Consider the following 19,633-nt stretch of genomic DNA (forward strand, 5'->3'; position numbering starts at 1 on the left):
GCCAGCATGTCCCTGCCCCCCTCCTCTCAGGCCAGCGCCAACCCTGCGCCAAAGCCCCTTTCCACGCACCCCGCCCCCCAGAGCCCGGCCGAACAGCGCCGGGCCGAAAGAGCAGCCAAAGCGGCCGCACGCGCCGCCAAGGCAGCCGCCCGAGCTGCGGCTCGCGAAGCCCCGCCGCCGCCGCCCACCGCCCGCACCCAAGCGAGCCGGGATGAAGCGCTGTCGCGCAATCTCGCCCTGGGCGGCCTGATCGCCCTCTTCCTGCTGTGCCTGAGCTGGGAGTTGTGGCTGGCCCCGACCGGCCGCGGCACGCTGGCCATCAAGGCCCTGCCCTTGCTGCTGCCCATGGTGGGCTTGTGGCGCTACCGCCTCTACACCTTCCGCTGGCTCAGCCTGATGGTCTGGCTGTATTTCGCCGAAGGCGCCGTGCGCGCCACCAGCGAAAGCGGCCCGGCCATGTGGCTGGCCACGGCCGAGGTCCTGCTCAGCGTGCTGATCTTTGTGGCCTGCGCCCTGCAAGTGCGCCAGCGCCTGGCGGCCGCCAAGGCGGAACGCAGCTGAACCAGCGTCAGCGTAGCCATGAGCAAGCCCTTGCCTCACGACGAGCTGTTGATCGCCTTGCAGCTGCTGCTGGGCGATGCCGGCCTCTTGCGCGACGGTGATCTGTCCGCCTTTGAGCAAGACTGGCGCCGCCGCTATGCCGGCCGCGCCCTGGCCGTCGCGCGGCCGAGCAGCACCGAGCAGGTCGCTGGCGTGGTCAAGCTGTGCGCGGCACATGGCGTGAGCCTGGTTCCGCAAGGCGGCAACACCGGCCTGGTCGGCGGCTCCACGCCCGACGCCAGCGGCACACAGATCGTGCTGAGCCTGAGCCGAATGAACCGCGTGCGCAGCCTCGACGCGGCCAACCTCACCCTGACCGTGGAAGCTGGCGCCGTCCTGCAATCCGTACAAGCGGCCGCAGCGGCTGAGGAGCTGCTCTTCCCCTTGAGCCTGGCGGCCGAGGGCAGCTGCAGCATCGGCGGCAATCTGGCCAGCAATGCCGGTGGCACGCAGGTCCTGCGTTATGGCAACGCTCGCGAACTCTGCCTGGGCCTGGAAGTGGTGACCGCCCAAGGCGAGATCTGGGACGGCCTCTCGGGTCTGCGCAAAGACAACACCGGCTACGACTTGCGCGATCTCTTCATTGGCAGCGAAGGCACGCTGGGCATCATCACAGCGGCCACGCTCAAGCTCTTCCCCAAACCGGTGGCGCAGATGACTGCCCTGGCTGCCTGCGACAGCCTGGCACAGGCGGTGCAACTGCTGAGCCTGGCGCGGGCCCGCGCGGGCTCGGGCCTGACCGGCTTTGAAGTGATGAACCAGTTCTCGCTGGGCCTGGTGCGCCAGCATTTCCCGCAGCTACAGCAGCCCCTGGCGCCATGCCCCTGGACGGTGCTGCTGGAAATTTCGGACAGTGAGAGCGAGGCCCATGCGCGAGGGCTCTTCGAAGGCTTGCTGGAGGCCGCCCTGGAAGGCGGGTTGATCAGCGACGCGGCCGTGGCCGAGAGCCTGCCGCAATCACGGGCACTCTGGCATCTGCGTGAATCTATCCCCTTGGCCCAAGCCGAGGAAGGCCTGAACATCAAGCACGACATCGCCCTGCCCGTCTCGGCCATCCCGGCCTTTGTCAGCAGCACCGATGCCGCTCTGGCCCAAGCCTACCCCGGCATCCGCATGGTGGACTTCGGCCACCTGGGCGACGGCAATCTGCACTACAACGTGCAAGCGCCCGAGGGCCAGCCCGCAGCCGAGTTTCTGCGCGAGCACGAGAAGGCCATCAATGCCATCGTCTACGACGCGGTCATGGCCCACGGTGGCTCCATCTCGGCCGAGCACGGCATTGGGCAGCTCAAGCGCGAGGAACTGGTCGCCCGCAAGAGCCCTGTCGCCATCGGCCTGATGCGCGCGATCAAGCAGGCGCTGGATCCGCAGGGGGTGTTGAATCCGGGGCGATTGCTCTGAGCCCGTCTTCACGGCTTCGCTTTCCCACCGCCCAAAGAAAAGGCCTCCACCAGGGAGGCCTTTTTCATGGTTTGAACCGGGGTCAGTTGGGCAAGCTCAATCGGCACCTTGCGGGAGGGCCGCGCCGCGACGCCCCGTCGCCAGCTGGACGAGCTTGAGCACCATGCGGAACACAAAGCGCAGCAGGGTCAGCGTCAGCAAGGCCTCGACAAAGGTCATCACGAAAGCAAACAAGCCGTTCCAGCGCTCCATGCGGCGACGGAACTTGGCGATCATGCGGTCGCGGGCGATTTCGATGCTGTCATAGAAGGTCGGGATCACCAGCAGCGTCAGCAAGGTCGAGGTGATGGTGCCGCCGATGATGGCCACAGCCATGGGGCGGTAGAACTCGCTGCCCTCGCCCAGGCCGATGGCCACCGGCAGCATGCCAGCGATCAGGGCCAGGGTGGTCATCAGGATGGGGCGCAGTCGCTTTCGGCCGGCCATCATCAAGGCCTCTTCACGCTCCATGCCTTCGCGTTCCAACTGGCGTGCCGCATCAAGCAAAAGGATGGCGTTCTTGGCCACCAGGCCCATCAGCATGATGACGCCGATGAAGCTCATCAGGTTGAGCGTGCTTTTGCTCATCAGCAGGGCCAGCACCACACCGATCAAGGACAGCGGCAGCGACATCATCACCGGCAGCGGTGCGGTGAAGGAACCGAACTGCATGACCAGCACCAGGTACATCAGGCCGATGCCGGAAAGCAGCGCAATGCCCATCTCGCTGAAAACTTCGTTCTGCTCGCGCGAGTCACCTTCCAGCTCCAGGCTGTAGCCGGGCGGGAAATTGATGGACTTGGCCAGCTTGAGCGCATCGGCTGTGACCTCGCCGGGCGAACGCCCCTGCACATTGGCGGCAACGGCGATGGTGCGCTTGCCGTCGGCATGGTTGATCTTGGACGGGCCCTTGCCCATGGTCACGGTGGCGATCTGCTCCAGCGGCACCATGGTGTTGCTGCCACTGACGGCAATCGGCAGACGCTCAATATTGCCGGCATCGACACGGTCATCGGGATGCAGGCGCACGGCCACATCACGCGTCTCGCCCGAGGGGTCGACCCAGTCGCCGACTTCCACGCCAGCAAAGGCCACGCGCAAGGCCTGCGCCGCGTCGTTGACCGAGATGCCCAGGGAATTGGCGAGGCCGCGGTTCAGCTCGATCTGCAGCTCGTCCTGCGGATCCTGCTCGGACAGGCCCACATCGACCGCGCCCTTGACATTGCGCAGCTTGGCCATGAACTCGTTGGTGATGTCCAGCAGCTTGCGGGAATCGACGCCGGTGAAGCGGATCTGCACCGGCTTGCGGCCACCACCGTTGAGGTTGTCCGACACCGCATACTCGGCGCCCACCAGACGCTTGAGCCTCTCGCGCAGGTCGTTGGCCACTTCATAGGCCGAGCGCTTGCGGTTCTTGGCCTTGCCGATGTCCACATAGATGCGGCCACCGTTGACGTTGACATTGCTGTTGGTTGCGACCGTCTCGGGCATCTCGCGCGCCAGCTTGGCCGCTGCTTCCAGCTTGAGCTTGGAGTATTCCAGGCTGCTGCTGGCGGGGGTGCGCACTTCCACGGCCACCATGCCGTTGTCGGTCACGGGCAGGAAACTGGAACCGCCGAACTTCCAATGCAGGGCCATGGCGCCGACCAAGCTGGCCAAGGCGAATGCCGCCATCCATTTACGGTGGTGCAAGGCCCAGGCGATCACATGGCCATAACGTTCGGTCTGATGGTCAAACCACTCGTTGAAGCGCACCAAGGCGCGACCGAGCGCGTTCTTGGGCAGTTGGTGATGGTTCGGAGGGTCACCCCAGTAGGCCGACAGCATGGGGTCGAGGGTGAATGAGATGAACAAGCTCACCATGACCGAGGCCACCACGGTCAGCGCGAAGGGCCGGAACCACTCACCGGACACGCCAGGCATGAAGGCCACGGGCACGAAGACCGCGACGATGGCAAAGGTGGTGGCGGCCACGGCAAGACCGATCTCGGCCGTACCCTCCAGGGCGGCGGTGCGCCGGTCGGAGCCGCGCTCCAAGTGGCGCACGATGTTCTCTCGCACCACGATGGCATCGTCGATCAGCACCCCGATGGCCAGAGACAGGCCCAGCAAGCTCATGAAATTGAGCGTGAAGCCGCAGAGCCAGACGGCGATGAAAGCCGCGATCACCGAGGTCGGCAAGGACAGCGCCGTGATCAGGGTCGAACGCCAGGAGTTCAGGAAGACATAGACCACGAAGATGGTCAGGCCCGCCCCCAGCACCAGGGACTCGATGACGTTGTTCAGGCTGTTCTGCGCGTCCTTGCCGCCGTCCTGGGTCACTTCCAGCTTGGCGCCTTCGGGCAAGGTCTTGTTGATCTCGTCGACCAGGCTGCGGATCTTGTTGGCGGTGGTGACGGTGGAGGCGTCGCGCGAGCGGGTGACGGCCAGACCCACATTGGGATTGCCATTGCGCAGGCTCTGGCGGGTCAGCTCGCCGTAGCCGTCTTCGATGCTGGCCACCTGGGACAGGCGCACGAGCTCGGTGCCACGTCGCTTGACCACGATCTGCTGGAACTCGGCGGGCGATTCCAAACGGCCGAGCAAGCGGATGCTCTGGTCTTCCAGCGTGCCGCGCACCTTGCCCACAGGGGCCGTGCCATTCTGGTTGCGCAGCGCCGCCACCACCTCGGTGACGGAGACATTGTTCTCGCGCAGCTTCTCGGCGTGGAGCAGCACACTGAGCTCGCGCTTGAGCGCGCCGTTGACGAAGACCACGGCAACGCCGGGCACGGCGCGGAACTTGTCGGCCAGTTGATCCTCGGCGATGCGCGAGATTTCGGCGTGGCTGTGTTTGCTGCTGGACAGGGCCAGCTGCATGATGGGCTCGGCCGCGGGGTCTTCCCGCTCCAGCACGGGCTCGCGGATCTCGGTAGGCAGCTTGTAGCGCACCGTGCCGATGGCGTTGCGGACCTCATCCGAGGCCTCGATCATGTTCTTGTTGAAGTTGAAGATCAGCACGATCTGGGCAAAGCCCTCGGCTGCCGTGGCTCGCACGCGCTGCACGCCCGAGATGCTTTGCAGCGACTTCTCGATGCGGTTCACCACCTCGCGCTCCACCGTCTCGGGCGAGGCGCCAGGGTATGCGATCGACACCACCAGCACCGGCTCCTGAACATCCGGGATCTGGTTGACGCGCAGCTTTTTCAGGGCCAGCAGGCCCATGCACATCAGCGCGATGATGATGACGATCGTGGCGATCGGCTTCTTGATACTGAAATCGGAAAGAAACATGGCTTACTTCCCTGCGCTGGCTTGGGCAATGCCCGAGGCCGCTGGCGCGGCGGCCACGGCGATCTCCACCTTCTGTCCGTCCACCAGATTGGAGCCGGGGCTGCGCAAGACCTGCTCGCCAACGGCGAGGCCGCTGCGGACCACGAACTCACCGCGCCGCGCGTCCCGATCGCCCAACTCGATGGCGACCTTCTTGAGCACGCCGCCCTTGACCCGCCAGGCATGGACCAAATCACCCGAGCGCTGCAGCGAGGCCTCGGGCAACATCAGGGTGCTGACGCTACCGGACTCAACCCGGCCCTCGGCATAGAGCCCAGCCACCTGTGGCGCTTTGCCGGGCGCAAAGTCGACCAGCACCTCAAGCTGGCGTGTCGTTGCATTGGCGGCCGCATCGACGCGGCGCACCTTGCCTGTGAACTCGCCGTTGGCAAATCCATTGACGCGGAAGTTGACCGTTTGGCCGGGCTTGAGTTCTTGCATGCGGTCGGCCGACACCAGGCCCTCAAAACGCATGCTGCGCGGGTCCATCACCTTGACCAGCTCCTTGCCGACTTGCGCGGTATCACCGGCCGAGACCTTGCGCTCGCTGACGACGCCGTCGAAGGGCGCGCGCACCTCGGTGCGATGCAACTGCTGGCGGGCCTGTACCAGGCGGGCCTTGGCCGCGACCAGGTCGTTCTGGGCATTGTTGCGACGCAGTTCCGAGTCTTCCAGTGCCTGCAGCGAGCTCATGCCCTGGGCCTGCAAGGTCTTGAGCCGTTGCATCTGGCGTTCAGCCTGTTCAAAGGACTGTGCCGACACGCGCGCCGCCTCTTCCGCCGAGGCCAGCGAGTCGCGGATCGAGGTGTCATCCAGACGTACCAACAGGTCGCCACGGCGCACGCTCTCGCCGTTTTCCTTGAGCACTTGCAAGACCACGGCCGAGACCTCGGCACGCAGATCGGCGCGCTTCTCGGGCTGGATGGAGCCGGTGATGACGGGGCCGAAAGCAAAGGACGCCAGGCTCATGGTGCGCAGGTCTTCCGGCGCGACCAGCAAGGCGGCGACCGCCGCACTGGCGGCCTTGCCCGGCGCAGCGGCACCTGCGGCGCCCTCTCGCTTGCCGCAGGCGGTGAGGGCCAGGGCAGCACTCAGCAGCAAACTCAGAGAAACGGAAGGGGCAAGGCGGGACGAACGCGTCATCGGATCAACTCCGGTTGGAAGGGGCGGAAATTCAGCCATGCACAGCATGGCGGGCCGGCGGGCAAAGGCCTGGCAGCTTAAGTGAGGGCTGTCTCTGGGGCCAGAGGTCATGGAACCGATTGGTGCTTCGGACTTACCCTTAAGACCCACGGCAAACCAGCACCGATTCTCAGTGGAGCGGATCGTTCAAACCCGGGATATCGGGCAGCGGCAGAACCGCGATGCCCTCCTCCAGCAAGGCCTCGCTTTCCGCATGGCTGGCCTGGCCGCGAATGCTGCGCGCCTCGGCCTCGCCATAGTGGATGCGGCGTGCTTCTTCGGCAAACCGAGGTCCAACGTTCTCGCTCTTGGACGCCATTTGGCGCAGGGCTTGGTACATCTGGGCCTGCATTGCCATCTGGGCGGATGTGGGGTCAGGTTTTGCCTCAGCCATCCTGTGGTTCCGATCCTCATCTGCTTGATCAGCCAAGGGCCGGTCGCGCAGCGCCGCTTCATGGGGCGGCGAGAGAGCAGCGCTTGCAGCGGCGCCACTGTCGCGGCGCAGATGGGACAGATTGAGCCGGGGCGCGCTGGGCAGGCGCCGAATCTGAGCATTCCCGCAAACCGGGCAAGCGATCAATCCGCTCGCCTGCTGGCTTTCGAAGTCAGACGAGGAACCAAACCAAGCTTCGAAACCATGGTCACAGGCGCAGGAGAGATTCAGAACAAGCATGGCCAATGGTACGCGTTGAGCAAGGCCTTGCCCCGATGTCTGGTTTCAAGCGGCGGCGGCCACCCAAGGCAAGGCCCAATCGCCGGCGCGCCAACGCTGCAACCAAAGCAGGCCGATCAGAGTTTTGGCATCGGTGATGCGTCCGTCGCAGCACATGGCATCGAGCTCATCCAGAGGCAGAGACAGCAATTCGATGAATTCGCCTTCATCGAGCTGGCGAGTGCCAGCGCGCAGGCCACGGGCAAAGAAGACCTCAATGCCTTCGTCCGAGTAGCCAATGGCGTTGTGCAGGACCCCGGCATGGGCCCACTCACTGGCGTGATAGCCGGTCTCTTCGAGCAACTCACGCTGCGCGCAGCGCAAAGGCGCCTCTCCAGCGTCAAGCTTGCCGGCCGGGAACTCGAGCATGACCCGCCCCATCGGGAAACGAAACTGGCGCTCAAGCAACAAACGCCCATCGTCCAGCAAGGGCACGATCATCACCGCACCGGGATGGCGGATGTACTCGCGGCTGGCCTGCCCACCATCGGGCAGGCGCACGATGTCGCGCTGGATCTGCAGAAAATTGCCAGAGAAAACGCGCTCAGAGGACAGACTGTCTTCGCGCAAGTGGGCGTCGCCGCCCGCAACGCCAGCCTCAGGACTCATGGCGATGGCGGCGCAGATAGCACCAGACAAAGCCGGGGAAGCCCAGAGTCACAAAGAGGCAGAAACCGGCCGCATAGAACTCCCAGCCCTGAGGCTGGCGCTGCCCCAGCCGGGACTCGAGCAGGAAGCCGAGCCCGAGGGTCAGCAGCGCCATCAGCACCAGCTCCAACAGGCGCCAAGCCACCGGCTTGGGATTGCGGCGAGGGCCGACCAGCAAGACACGCTTGCTGATGTAGGGCAGATTGGCGGCCAGCACGGCCGCCAGCAAGACCAGCCAGACGGCTGCACTCTGATCCATGGAATCGAACCGCTCGCCGGATCAGGTCGCCAAGGTCTTGACGATGGCCGTCGCACACCAGGCCATCAAGCCTCCAGGCAGCAGACCGAAGATCAGCACAGCAGCACCGTTCAAGGACAGCACCAGGCGCACATCGGCCGGAGCAGCCAAGGGAGCGCGATCGCTCGGCTCGTCGAAGAACATGACCTTGACGACGCGCAGGTAATAGAACGCACCGATCAGGGACACCACGACCGCAGCAATGGCCAAGCCGAGATAGAAGGGAACATTGGTCGACACTAGAGCCTGCAGCACCGACAGCTTGGCGTAGAAGCCCGCTGTGGGCGGCACACCGGCCAGCGAGAACATGAAGATCGCCATCACGGCCGCGAACCAGGGGCTACGCTTGGCCAAGCCGGCCAGATCCTTGATCTCTTCCGCCTCATGACCGGCACGCGACAGCAGCAAGATCATGCCGAAGCTGCCCAAGGTGGTCAGCACGTAAGTCACGGCATAGAACATGGCCGAGCTGTAGGCGTTGGCGGCAGACAAAGTGTTGTTGTTGACCACACCCGAAGCCAGGCCCAGCAGCATGAAGCCCATCTGTGCGATGGTCGAGTAGGCCAGCATGCGCTTCAGATTGCTCTGCGCGATAGCTGCCAGATTACCCACCAGCAGAGACATCACGGACAGCACGATCAGCATTTGCTGCCAGTCCACAGCCAGGCCAATCATGCCTTCCACCAGCAAGCGCACAGTGATGGCAAAAGCGGCCAGCTTGGGCGCGGCACCGATCAGCAAAGTGACGGCAGTCGGCGAGCCTTGGTACACATCGGGCACCCACATATGGAAAGGTGCAGCACCGAGCTTGAAGGCCAAACCGGCGGTCACAAAAACAACGCCGAAGACCAGAACCGACTTATTGGGCACGCCGGTCGAGATCACTTCGAAGACACGGGGAATGCTCAGCGAACCGGTGGCCCCGTACATCATGGACAGGCCATAAAGCAGGAAGCCGCTGGCCAAGGCGCCCAGCACAAAGTACTTCATCGCCGCCTCGGTCGACACCGCATGGTCACGGCGCAGAGCCACCAGGGCATAGAGCGACAAGCTCATCAGCTCCAGGCCCAGGTAAATGACCAGGAAGTTGTTGGCCGAGAGCATGACGAACACGCCCAGCAAGGAGAACAGGCTCAGGGTGAAGAGCTCGCCCTTGAGCATTTCGCGCGAAGCCGCGTAGGGGCGTGCATAGACCAGCACGACGATGGTGGCGATGCTGGCAAAGAAGCCCAGCAAATGACCCATGGGGTCGGACACCACCATGCCCTGCATAGCGTACAGGGTTTGGCCGTCGCTGAAGGCGCTGAAGTGCACGCAGGCCACAGCGACCAGGGTCAGTTGTGTCAGCCAGTAGGTCGGGCGACGCGCCGGGTCCTTGACGTACAGGTCCGCCAGGGCCACCACGCAGGCCATGGCCAGCAAAATGATTTCGGGATAAACCGCGAGCCAGTTCATATTGTTCATGTCTTGTTGGCCCTAAGAATCAACCGGGGATCAGCTTGGACGTTGCCACATGCTTGAGCAACTCAGCCACCGACACCTGCATCACATCGGTGAAGGGCTTGGGGTACACGCCCATCCACAGCACAGCAACGGCCAGCACGGCCAGCATCAGGAACTCACGGGCGTTGATGTCCTTGAGGTTGCGCACATCGTCGTTGGTGACGGCACCAAAGTAGACGCGCTTGTACATCCACAAGGTGTAGGCCGCACCGAAGATCAGGGCCGTGGCGGCGATGGCACCGAGCCAGAAGTCGTAGCGCACGGTGCCCAGGATCACCATCCACTCGCCGACGAAACCGGCCGTGGCAGGCAGGCCGCAATTGGCCATGGCGAAGAACAGGGCGAAGGCCGCGAACTTGGGCATGGTGTTGACCACGCCGCCATAGCTGGCGATCTCACGCGAGTGGACACGGTCGTAGAGCACGCCGATGGACAGGAACATCGCGCCCGACACAAAGCCGTGCGAGATCATCTGCACCAGACCGCCCTGCACGCCCAGGTCATTGAAGATGAAGAAGCCCAGGGTCACGAAACCCATGTGCGCGATGGACGAGTAAGCCACCAGCTTCTTCATGTCCTGCTGAACCAAGGCCACCAGGCCGATGTAGACCACGCCGATCAAGGACATGGCGATGATCAACCAGGACCACTGATGGGCGGCGTCCGGCACGATGGGCAGGGAGAAACGCAGGAAGCCGTAGCAACCCAGCTTCAGCATGATGGCGGCCAGCACCACCGAACCGCCGGTGGGCGCTTCCACGTGGGCATCCGGCAGCCAGGTGTGCACCGGCCACATCGGCACCTTGACCGAAAAAGCGGCCAGGAAGGCAAAGAACAGCAAGGTCTGCGTGCCACCGGCCAGGGGCAGCTTGTGCCAGGTCAGGATGTCGAAGCTGCCACCGGACTGGAAGTACAGGTAGAGCAGCGCGATCAGCATCAAGAGCGAACCGGCCAGGGTGTAGAGGAAGAACTTGAAGGCTGCGTACACGCGACGCGGACCGCCCCAGACACCGATGATGATGTACATCGGGATCAGCGTGGCCTCGAAGAACACGTAGAACAGCATGCCGTCGAGGGCCGAGAACACGCCGATCATCAGGCCGGACAGGATCAGGAAGGCGCCCATGTACTGGTTGACGCGCGACTCGATCACTTCCCAGGCGGCCAGCACCACGATGACGGTGATGAAGGCCGTCAGGGGCACGAACCACATGGAGATGCCGTCCAGGCCCAGGTGGTAGCGGATGTTGAAGCGCTCGATCCAAGGCTGGTTTTCGACGAACTGCATCGCAGCCGTGCTGTTGTCGAAACCGCTGATCAGCGGCAGCGTCACGGCAAAGCAGGCAAGCGCGGCCAGCAAGGCCAGCCAACGCACGGTTTTCGCCTGGTCGTCACGGCCCAGGGCCAGCAGCACGGCGCCGCAGGCGATGGGCAGGAAAATGGCAAGACTTAGCAACATTGTTGTTCTCCGCCCTCAATCACAGACCGGTCAGGGTCTTGAGTTGGGGCCACATATAGGGCCACAGCTGCCAGGTCATCAGGCCGATCACGCCCAGGATCATCACCAGCGCATACCAGTACAGGTGACCGGTTTGGACGCGACGCACCAGACCAGCGATACCGCCAACCGCACGCGCCGAGCCGTTGATCAGCACACCGTCGATCAAGGCACCATCACCGGCCTTCCAGAACACCAGACCCAGGCCGCGCGCAGCCTTGGCCAGGATGTTCTCGTTGATCCAGTCCATGAAGTACTTGTTCTCCATGACCACGATCAGCGGGCGCAGCACACGGCCGAAGGTCGCCGGCACGGCCGGCCAGACCATATAGAACAGGTAAGCCGTCACCACACCGCCCAGAGCCAGCCAGAAAGGCAGCGTCTGCAGGCCGTGCACAGCCATGGCAGCGGCATCGTGGAACTCATGGCCCAGTTCCGTCATCGCATGGTGAGCCTGGTGGTTGATGAAGATGGCGTCTTTGAAGAAGTCGCCATGCAGCATCGGCTTGATGGTGAAGTAACCGATCAGCACCGAGGGCACCGCCAACAGAGCCAACGGCAGGGTCACGACCCAGGGCGACTCATGCGGCACATGAGGCTCATGGTGACCGTGGTCGTCATGATGGTCATGCTCGCCCGGGAAGGGCTTGTGACGGAAGTTCTCCTTGCCATGGAAGACCAGGAAATACATCCGGAATGAATAGAAGGCCGTGACGAACACGCCGATGATGACGGCGTAATAGGCCCACTGCGCCGCCGGCAGATGGCTGGCGTGCACGGCTTCGATGATGGAATCCTTGGAGTAGAAACCCGAGAAGAACGGCGTGCCGATCAGGGCCAGCGAACCCAGCAAGGATGTGATCCAGGTGATCTTCATGTACTTGCGCAGGCCGCCCATATTGCGGATGTCCTGGTCGTGGTGCATGCCGATGATGACCGACCCGGCGCCGAGGAACAGCAGGGCCTTGAAGAAGGCGTGGGTCATCAGGTGGAATACCGCCACCGAGTAGGCCGAGGCACCGAGGGCCACGGTCATGTAACCAAGCTGCGACAGGGTTGAGTAGGCGACCACGCGCTTGATGTCGTTCTGGATGATGCCCAGGAAGCCCATGAACAGCGCCGTGATGGCACCGATCACCAGGATGAAGTTCAGCGCGGTGTCCGAGAGCTCGAACAGCGGGCTCATGCGGGCGACCATGAAGATGCCGGCCGTCACCATGGTGGCGGCGTGGATCAGCGCGGAGATTGGGGTCGGGCCTTCCATCGAGTCCGGCAGCCACACGTGCAGCGGGAACTGGGCCGACTTGCCCATGGCACCGATGAACAAGCAGATGCAAGCCACGCTGAGCATCATCCAGTCAGAGCCCCAGAGCGGCGCATTGAACTTGATCTGAGCCAACTGATCGGCCTTGGCGAAGGTCTCGGCGTAGTTCAGGGAACCACCGTAAGCCACCAGCAGGCCGATGCCCAGGATGAAGCCGAAGTCACCGACGCGGTTGACCAGGAAGGCCTTCATGTTTGCGAAGATCGCAGTCGGCTTGGTGTACCAGAAACCGATCAGCAGGTAAGACACGAGGCCCACCGCTTCCCAACCGAAGAACAGCTGCAGCATGTTGTTGCTCATGACGAGCATCAACATCGAGAAGGTGAACAGCGAGATGTAGCTGAAGAAGCGCTGGTAGCCCGGGTCTTCTTCCATATAGCCAATGGTGTAGATGTGCACCATCAGCGACACAAAGGTCACCACGCACATCATCATGGCGGTCAGGCCATCGACCAGGAAGCCGACTTCCATCTTCAGGCCGCCGACCACCATCCATTCATAAATGGTCTGGTTGAAACGCGCGCCGTCATTGATGACGGACTCCAGCGTCATCGCCGACAGGATGAAAGCGATCAGCACCCCGAGGATGGTGACCGTGTGGGCGCCCTTGCGGCCCACTTGCTTGCCGAACAGGCCGGCCACGACAGCGCCGACCAGCGGTGCCAGCGGCACCGCCAGCAAGAGGTTCTGAGAGAGTTGTGCAGACATTGTTCTTCAGCCCTTCAGCGCGTCGAGCTCTTCGACATTGATGGACGCCCGGTTGCGGAACAGCACGACCAGAATGGCCAAGCCAATGGCCGACTCGGCGGCCGCCACGGTCAGGATGAAGAACACGAACACCTGGCCAGCCATATCGCCCAGATAGTGCGAAAAGGCCACGAAGTTCAGATTCACCGCCAGCAGCATCAGCTCGATCGCCATCAGCAGCACGATCAGGTTTTTGCGATTCAGGAAGATGCCGACCACCGAGATGGCGAACAAGATCGCTCCCAAGGTCAGGAAATGGCCCAAGGTCAAGCTCATCATGCTTTGGCTCCTGTGTCGGCAGCGGCGGCGTCTGCAGGCGCAGCGGCGGGCAGTTCCACCGTGGGCGCCATCTTGACGATGCGCAGACGGTCGGCCTTCTTGACCTTGACCTGCTCGGAAGCGTCCTGGCTGCGGGAATCCTTGCGGCGGCGCAGGGTCAGCGCGATGGCAGCAATGATGGCCACCAGCAGCAAAACGGCCGCAATCTGCAAGGGATAGAGGTACTGTGTGTAGATCGCAATGCCCAGCAGCTTGGTATTACCCAGCTGCATGGCGGCCGGCGACAACTCAGGCGCATCGGTCAAGCGGAAGCCGCCCATCAAGATGGCCGCCATCTCCAGCGCGATCAGCGCGCCGACCAGGCCGGCCATGGGCATGTGTTTCCAGAAACCCTCGCGCACGTGGTCGGAGTTGATGTCCAGCATCATCACCACGAACAGGAACAGCACCATCACAGCGCCGATATAGACCAGCACCAAGGTGATGGCCAGGAATTCCGCCTTCAGCAGCATCCAGATGCACGAAGCATTGAAGAAAGCCAGGATCAGGAACAGGGCCGAATGCACGGTGCTGCGCGCCGTGATCACACGGAACGAGGCTCCCAGCAGCACGGCCGAAAAGATGTAGAACAGAGCAGTGGTGATTTCCATAGCGTTCCAGCAATACGTAACTCTCTAACCTGAGTCGTCCGCCGGGTCGCCTTGAAGCAAGTTCATGACGAATCGGGCAGATGAGGCGGCGGTCACGACCGCCCTTCATCTGCGTCCCCCAGGAGGGACCGACCGGGTACTCCCGGACGAGGGGTCAACGGTACTTTGCGTCGGCCTCCTTCTGGGCTGCGATCTCGGGTTCATAGCGATCACCCACAGCCAGGAGCATGTCCTTGGTGAAGTAGAGGTCGCCGCGCTTTTCGCCGTGGTACTCGAAAATACTGGTCTCCACGATTGAGTCGACCGGGCAGCTCTCTTCGCAGAAGCCGCAGAAGATGCACTTGGTCAGGTCGATGTCATAACGCGTGGTTCGGCGGGAGCCGTCATCGCGCACATCAGACTCGATGGTGATGGCCATCGCCGGGCAAACGGCTTCGCACAGTTTGCAAGCAATGCAGCGCTCCTCGCCGTTTTCATAACGGCGCAGGGCATGCAGGCCGCGGAAACGCGGCGACAGCGGAGTTTTTTCTTCCGGAAACTGCACGGTGATCGTGCGTGAAAGGAAATGGCGGCCGGTCAGGGCCAAGCCCTTGAACAGCTCGATGAGCATGAAGCTCTTGACGAAGTTCACTGCAGACATGGGAGGACCTCAGCTCACTTCCAGATGTTGTACGGCGACTGGATCCAGAGGCCGACGACGACCAACCAGACCAGGGTCACAGGAATGAAGATCTTCCAGCCCAGACGCATGATCTGGTCATAACGGAAGCGCGGGAAGCTGGCACGAACCCAAAGGAACATGGTGACGACGCAGAAGGTCTTCAGACCCAGCCAGATCCAGCCCGGGATGAAGTCCAGCGCAGCCACCGGCGCAAGCCAGCCACCGAGGAACAAGATCACCGTCAGGATCGAGACCAGCCACATATTGGCGTACTCAGCCAGGAAGAACATGGCGAAGGACATGCCCGAGTACTCGACCATATGGCCGGCCACGATCTCCGACTCGCCTTCCACCACGTCAAAGGGGTGGCGGTTGGTTTCGGCCAGACCGGAGATGAAGTACACGCCGAAGATCGGCAGCAGGGGCAACCAGTTCCAGGACAGCAGGCTCAGGCCCATGTCGGCGAACTGACCACGGCCCTGGCTGAGCACGATCTCGCTCATGTTCAGGCTGCCGGTCACCATCAGCACGATCACCAGGGCAAAGCCCATGGGGATCTCATAACTGACCATCTGAGCCGAAGCACGCAGTGCCCCCAGGAAGGCGTACTTGGAGTTCGAAGCCCAGCCGGCAATGATCACGCCGTAGACCTCGAGAGAAGTGATCGCCATCAGGAACAGCAGGCCGGCATTGATATTGGCCAGCGCCACATCGGGGCCGAAGGGGATCACCACCCAGGCCGCCAAGGCCGGCATGATGGTCATGATCGGGCCCAGGAAGAACAGACCCTTGTTGGCCGCCGTCGGGACGATGATTTCCTTGAAGATCAGCTTGACCGCATCGGCGATCGGGGTCAGCAGACCGTAAGGGCCGACACGGTTCGGACCCGGACGGATCTGCGTCCAGCCGATGGCCTTGCGTTCCCACAAGGTCAGGTAGGCCACACAAATCATCAGCGGGGCGACCAGCACGATGATCTTGATCAGATTCCAGACCACGGGCCAGGCACCGCCCAGCAGGCTGGCGCCAGTTTGGTAGAGGGTGTCAATCATTGCTGTTCTCGCCTCACACCTTGGACACGTTCAGCGAACCGAAGGCCGCGCCCAGGGCCGCAGTTTCCGGGAGCCCGACGGGCACACGCACCAGATTCGCAGGCAGCTTGGCGTCGAGCTGGGCCGGCAGTTGCACGGTCCCGGCGCCGTCCTGGCTGATGCGCACCGAAGCGCCCTCGCCCAAACCAAGCTGATCCCACAGGGCCTGCGGCAAGCGAGCCACGCCCGCCTGACGTGCGTCGGTGGTCAGCTGCAGCGAAGTCGAATTGCGAACCAGGGCGTCGGTAGCATAAATCGGCACTTCGGCCAAGCGCTCCAGACCACCGGCAGTGGCTTGCAGCTGCACCGTCGAATTGCCGGCATTGCTCAGACGGCTGCTCAGGTCAGAGTCGACACCCAAGGCCTCGTTGCGCACCTGCTCGGAACTCTCCTGACCGAAGCCATCCAGAGCCAGCAGATTGCCCAATACGCGCAGGATCTTCCAGCCTGGGCGGGTTTCACCCAAAGCCTTGGCCACACCGACGAAGCTCTGCAGGCGGCCTTCCGCATTGACGAAAGAGCCCGAGGTCTCGGTGAAGGGCGAGGTCGGCAAGATCACGTCCGCGTATTCGATGCCGGTCTTGAAGGGGCTCAGCACCACCACCATGTCGGCGGCTGCCAGGCTCTTCGCCGCAGCGGCGGCATTGGCGCTGTCCAGCACCGGATCGTTGTTCAACAGCAGGACCGCCTTCAAAGGAGCAGCAGCGGCCTGTGCACCCAGCATCTGGGCGGCGTTCAGGCCATTGCCTTGCGGTACTGCGCCAACCAGCTGCGCACCCACGGTGTTGGCAGCTTCGGTCAGGTAGCCGACTTGAGCACCCACTTGAGCACCGATCCAGTTGGCCAGGCTCAGCAGAGCCGCGGCTTGCGGATGCTGCGCGGCGGCGTTGCCCAGCAGAACAGCCTTGCGCTCGCCGCTCAGCAAGGACTCGGCGATGGCTGTCGCTGCGGCGTCAGCCTGCGCGCTGACCGGGGCGCTGACGCCCTTGGCTTGCGCGACGGCTTGAGCAACCGCGGCCAGCGACTGCAGCCAAGCGCTCGGCGCCACCGTGATGCGGCCAGCGACCGGCAAAAGCCAGTCATCTTCGCTGCCGTGGATCACATGGATCTGGGCGCCATGACGAGCGGCCTGACGCAGGCGCTGCGCGAACAAAGGGTGGTCCTTGCGCAGGAAGCTGCCCACGACCAGGGCACGATCCAGCTCGCTCAGCGCGGCGATCGAGCCACCCAGCCAATGGGCCTTGCCGGCTTCGGCGGTGTTGCTGAAATCAGCGTGGCGCAGGCGGTGGTCGATGTTCTCGCTGCCCAGACCGCGAACCAACTTGGCCAGCAAGTGCAGTTCTTCCACCGTGCTGTGGGCCGAGCCCAGGGCACCGATGGCCGCCGGGCCATGCTCGGCCTTGACCAGCTTGAGGCCGTTGGCCACGAACTCGAGTGCCGTGGTCCAGTCGACGGTCTTCCAGGCACCGCCTTGCTTGATCATGGGCTGGCTGATGCGCTGATCGCTATTCAGGGCCTCGTAGGAGAAGCGGTCACGGTCGGCAATCCAGCATTCGTTGACGGCTTCGTTCTCCAAGGGAACGACGCGCATCACCTGGTTGTTCTTGACCTGGATGATCAGGTTGGCACCGGTCGAATCATGCGGGCTGACACTCTTGCGACGCGACAGCTCCCAGGTGCGGGCGCTGTAGCGGAAGGGCTTGCTGGTCAGGGCGCCGACCGGGCAGATGTCGATCATATTGCCCGACAACTCAGAATCTACCGAGCGGCCGACAAAGGTCTGGATCTCGGCATGCTCGCCGCGGTGTGCCATGCCCAGTTCCATCACGCCGGCGATTTCCTGGCCGAAGCGCACGCAGCGGGTGCAATGGATGCAGCGGCTCATTTCCTGCATGGAAATCAGCGGGCCCACGTTTTTCTGGAAGACGACGCGCTTTTCTTCCGTGTAGCGCGATTTGCCGGAACCGTAGCCGACGGCCAGGTCTTGCAATTGGCACTCGCCGCCTTGATCGCAGATCGGGCAATCGAGCGGGTGGTTGATCAGCAGGAACTCCATCACGCCCTGTTGGGCCTTCAGGGCCTTGTCGCTCTTGGTGCGGACGATCATGCCCTGGGTCACCGGCGTAGCGCAGGCGGGCATGGGCTTCGGCGCCTTCTCCACATCCACCAGGCACATGCGGCAATTGGCGGCGATGGAGAGCTTCTTGTGATAGCAAAAATGCGGGATGTAGGTGCCGGCCTTTTCGGCAGCATGCATGACCATGCTGCCTTCCAAGACCTCTACCTTCTGGCCGTCGAGTTCGATTTCAATCATGTCGTGTCCTGTCCTGCCTCAGACCGAGGCCGGCACCAGAGCCGTTTTGTGTTCGATCAGATGAACGAACTCGTTTTTGAAATTCTTGATCATGGCGCGCACTGGCATGGCTGCTGCATCACCGAGCGCGCAGATGGTGCGGCCCTGGATGTTGTCGGCCACCGAGTTCAGCAGATCGATGTCCTCGGGCTTGCCCTGGCCGTTGGCAATGCGCTCGACCACACGGTGCATCCAGCCCGTGCCTTCGCGGCAAGGCGTGCACTGGCCGCAAGACTCGTGGGCATAGAAGTAGGACAGGCGCAGCAGGCTCTTGACCATGCAACGGCTGTCGTCCATGACGATGACGGCGCCCGAGCCCAGCATGGAGCCTGCCTTGGCGATGGAGTCATAGTCCATGGTGCAGTTCATCATGACCTCGGCGGTCAGCACCGGCGAGGACGAACCGCCAGGAATCACGGCCTTGAGCGTGCGACCCTTGCGCACACCACCGGCCAGTTCGAGCAATTTGGAGAACGGCGTGCCCAACGGGATCTCGTAATTGCCCGGGCGCTCCACATCACCCGAAACCGAGAAGATCTTGGTGCCGCCGTTGTTGGGTTTGCCGATTTCCAGATAGGGCTGGCCGCCGTTGCGGATGATCCAGGGGACGGCCGCAAAGGTCTCGGTGTTGTTGATGGTGGTCGGACGACCATACAGGCCGAAGCTGGCCGGGAACGGCGGCTTGAAGCGCGGCTGGCCCTTCTTGCCTTCCAGCGACTCGAGCAGCGCAGTTTCTTCGCCGCAGATGTAGGCGCCGAAACCGTGGAACGCATGCAGCTGGAAGCTGAAGTCGGACCCCAGAATGTTGTCACCCAGGAAACCGGCCGCGCGGGCTTCTTCCAGGGCCGCCTCGAAGCGCTCGTAGACCTCGAAGATCTCGCCGTGGATGTAGTTGTAGCCCGTCTTGATGCCCATGGCGAAGGCGGCAATGGCCATGCCTTCGATCACGATGTGCGGGTTGAACATCAGGATGTCACGATCCTTGCAGGTACCCGGCTCACCCTCGTCCGAATTGCAGACCAGGTACTTGGCGCCCGGGAACTGGCGCGGCATGAAGCTCCACTTCAGACCGGTGGGGAAACCGGCGCCGCCACGGCCGCGCAGGCCCGAAGCTTTCACTTCGGCAATGACTTGATCCTGGGTCAGCGGCGCGCCTTCAGGAGCGCCCTCGCCTTTCAGGATTTTGCGCAATGCGGCATAACCACCACGTGCGACGTAGTCCTTCAGGCTCCAGTTCTTGCCGTCCAGACCGTCATAGATCTGAGCGCCAATGTGGCGGTCATGGAAACAGGTCTCGACGCCCTGACTCTGAAACTTGGATAGATCCAGCATGCT

General features: G+C 63.0%; 16 protein-coding genes. 2 read left to right on the forward strand and 14 right to left on the reverse strand.

Going from position 1 to position 19,633, the window contains the following annotated elements; all coding sequences use genetic code 11:
• The first annotated feature begins 6 nt into the window (after positions 1-6).
• Together LNV28_RS25090 and LNV28_RS15600 are read left to right on the forward strand one after the other, a co-directional pair.
• Complete coding sequence (locus LNV28_RS25090; protein ID WP_318013863.1) at positions 7-561, forward strand: DUF2069 domain-containing protein; 555 nt, start codon at positions 7-9, stop codon at positions 559-561.
• 18 nt (positions 562-579) lie between these two features.
• The gene (locus tag LNV28_RS15600; protein WP_263517299.1) at positions 580-2,001 is read left to right on the forward strand and encodes an FAD-binding oxidoreductase; all 1,422 of its coding nucleotides are present in this window, start codon (positions 580-582) and stop codon (positions 1,999-2,001) included.
• A 96-nt stretch (positions 2,002-2,097) separates the two neighbouring features.
• Here the strand turns inward: LNV28_RS15600 and LNV28_RS15605 are convergent, their stop codons facing one another.
• The 14 genes from LNV28_RS15605 to nuoF all read right to left on the reverse strand — a co-directional run bounded on the left by LNV28_RS15605 (position 2,098) and on the right by nuoF (position 19,630).
• A complete protein-coding gene (locus tag LNV28_RS15605; RefSeq protein WP_263517300.1) occupies positions 2,098-5,313 on the reverse strand; it encodes an efflux RND transporter permease subunit in 3,216 nt (1,071 codons plus the stop codon).
• Between the two features lie 3 nt (positions 5,314-5,316).
• Entirely contained in the window at positions 5,317-6,495 is a 1,179-nt protein-coding gene (locus LNV28_RS15610; RefSeq protein ID WP_263517301.1) for an efflux RND transporter periplasmic adaptor subunit, read from the reverse strand.
• Between the two features lie 169 nt (positions 6,496-6,664).
• Positions 6,665-7,207 carry a DUF1178 family protein gene (locus tag LNV28_RS15615; RefSeq protein WP_263517302.1) on the reverse strand — a complete coding sequence of 181 codons (543 nt, stop codon included), beginning with the start codon at positions 7,205-7,207 and terminating at the stop codon, positions 6,665-6,667.
• 45 nt (positions 7,208-7,252) lie between these two features.
• Entirely contained in the window at positions 7,253-7,885 is a 633-nt protein-coding gene (locus LNV28_RS15620) for an NUDIX domain-containing protein (RefSeq protein ID WP_411969983.1), read from the reverse strand.
• Entirely contained in the window at positions 7,845-8,153 is a 309-nt protein-coding gene (locus tag LNV28_RS15625; protein ID WP_263517304.1) for a DUF2818 family protein, read from the reverse strand. The genes LNV28_RS15620 and LNV28_RS15625 overlap by 41 nt, the downstream gene beginning before the upstream one ends.
• A 21-nt stretch (positions 8,154-8,174) precedes the next feature.
• On the reverse strand, positions 8,175-9,656 hold the full coding sequence (gene nuoN / locus LNV28_RS15630; protein WP_263517305.1) for an NADH-quinone oxidoreductase subunit NuoN: 1,482 nt from the start codon (positions 9,654-9,656) through the stop codon (positions 8,175-8,177).
• A 19-nt stretch (positions 9,657-9,675) separates the two neighbouring features.
• Positions 9,676-11,154, reverse strand: a complete 1,479-nt coding sequence (locus tag LNV28_RS15635) for an NADH-quinone oxidoreductase subunit M (RefSeq protein ID WP_263517306.1) — start codon at positions 11,152-11,154, stop codon at positions 9,676-9,678.
• 19 nt (positions 11,155-11,173) lie between these two features.
• Entirely contained in the window at positions 11,174-13,225 is a 2,052-nt protein-coding gene (gene nuoL / locus LNV28_RS15640) for an NADH-quinone oxidoreductase subunit L (RefSeq protein ID WP_263517307.1), read from the reverse strand.
• A gap of 6 nt (positions 13,226-13,231) precedes the next feature.
• Entirely contained in the window at positions 13,232-13,540 is a 309-nt protein-coding gene (nuoK, locus tag LNV28_RS15645; RefSeq protein WP_102770459.1) for an NADH-quinone oxidoreductase subunit NuoK, read from the reverse strand.
• Positions 13,540-14,193, reverse strand: a complete 654-nt coding sequence (locus LNV28_RS15650) for an NADH-quinone oxidoreductase subunit J (RefSeq protein ID WP_263517308.1) — start codon at positions 14,191-14,193, stop codon at positions 13,540-13,542. Before LNV28_RS15650 ends, nuoK begins: the two co-directional genes overlap by 1 nt.
• A 154-nt stretch (positions 14,194-14,347) precedes the next feature.
• Positions 14,348-14,833 (reverse strand): NADH-quinone oxidoreductase subunit NuoI, encoded by a 486-nt coding sequence (nuoI, locus tag LNV28_RS15655; protein WP_263517309.1) that lies wholly within the window; start codon positions 14,831-14,833, stop codon positions 14,348-14,350.
• A gap of 14 nt (positions 14,834-14,847) precedes the next feature.
• Positions 14,848-15,906 (reverse strand): NADH-quinone oxidoreductase subunit NuoH, encoded by a 1,059-nt coding sequence (gene nuoH / locus LNV28_RS15660; RefSeq protein WP_263517310.1) that lies wholly within the window; start codon positions 15,904-15,906, stop codon positions 14,848-14,850.
• Positions 15,907-15,919: 13 nt separating this feature from the next.
• The gene (nuoG, locus tag LNV28_RS15665) at positions 15,920-18,259 is read right to left on the reverse strand and encodes an NADH-quinone oxidoreductase subunit NuoG (RefSeq protein WP_263517311.1); all 2,340 of its coding nucleotides are present in this window, start codon (positions 18,257-18,259) and stop codon (positions 15,920-15,922) included.
• Positions 18,260-18,277: 18 nt separating this feature from the next.
• Complete coding sequence (gene nuoF / locus LNV28_RS15670) at positions 18,278-19,630, reverse strand: NADH-quinone oxidoreductase subunit NuoF (protein ID WP_263517312.1); 1,353 nt, start codon at positions 19,628-19,630, stop codon at positions 18,278-18,280.
• Positions 19,631-19,633 lie beyond the last annotated feature (3 nt).

It is taken from the genome of Paucibacter sp. DJ2R-2, assembly GCF_025717675.1.
In the GTDB taxonomy this organism is placed as follows: domain Bacteria; phylum Pseudomonadota; class Gammaproteobacteria; order Burkholderiales; family Burkholderiaceae_C; genus Paucibacter_A.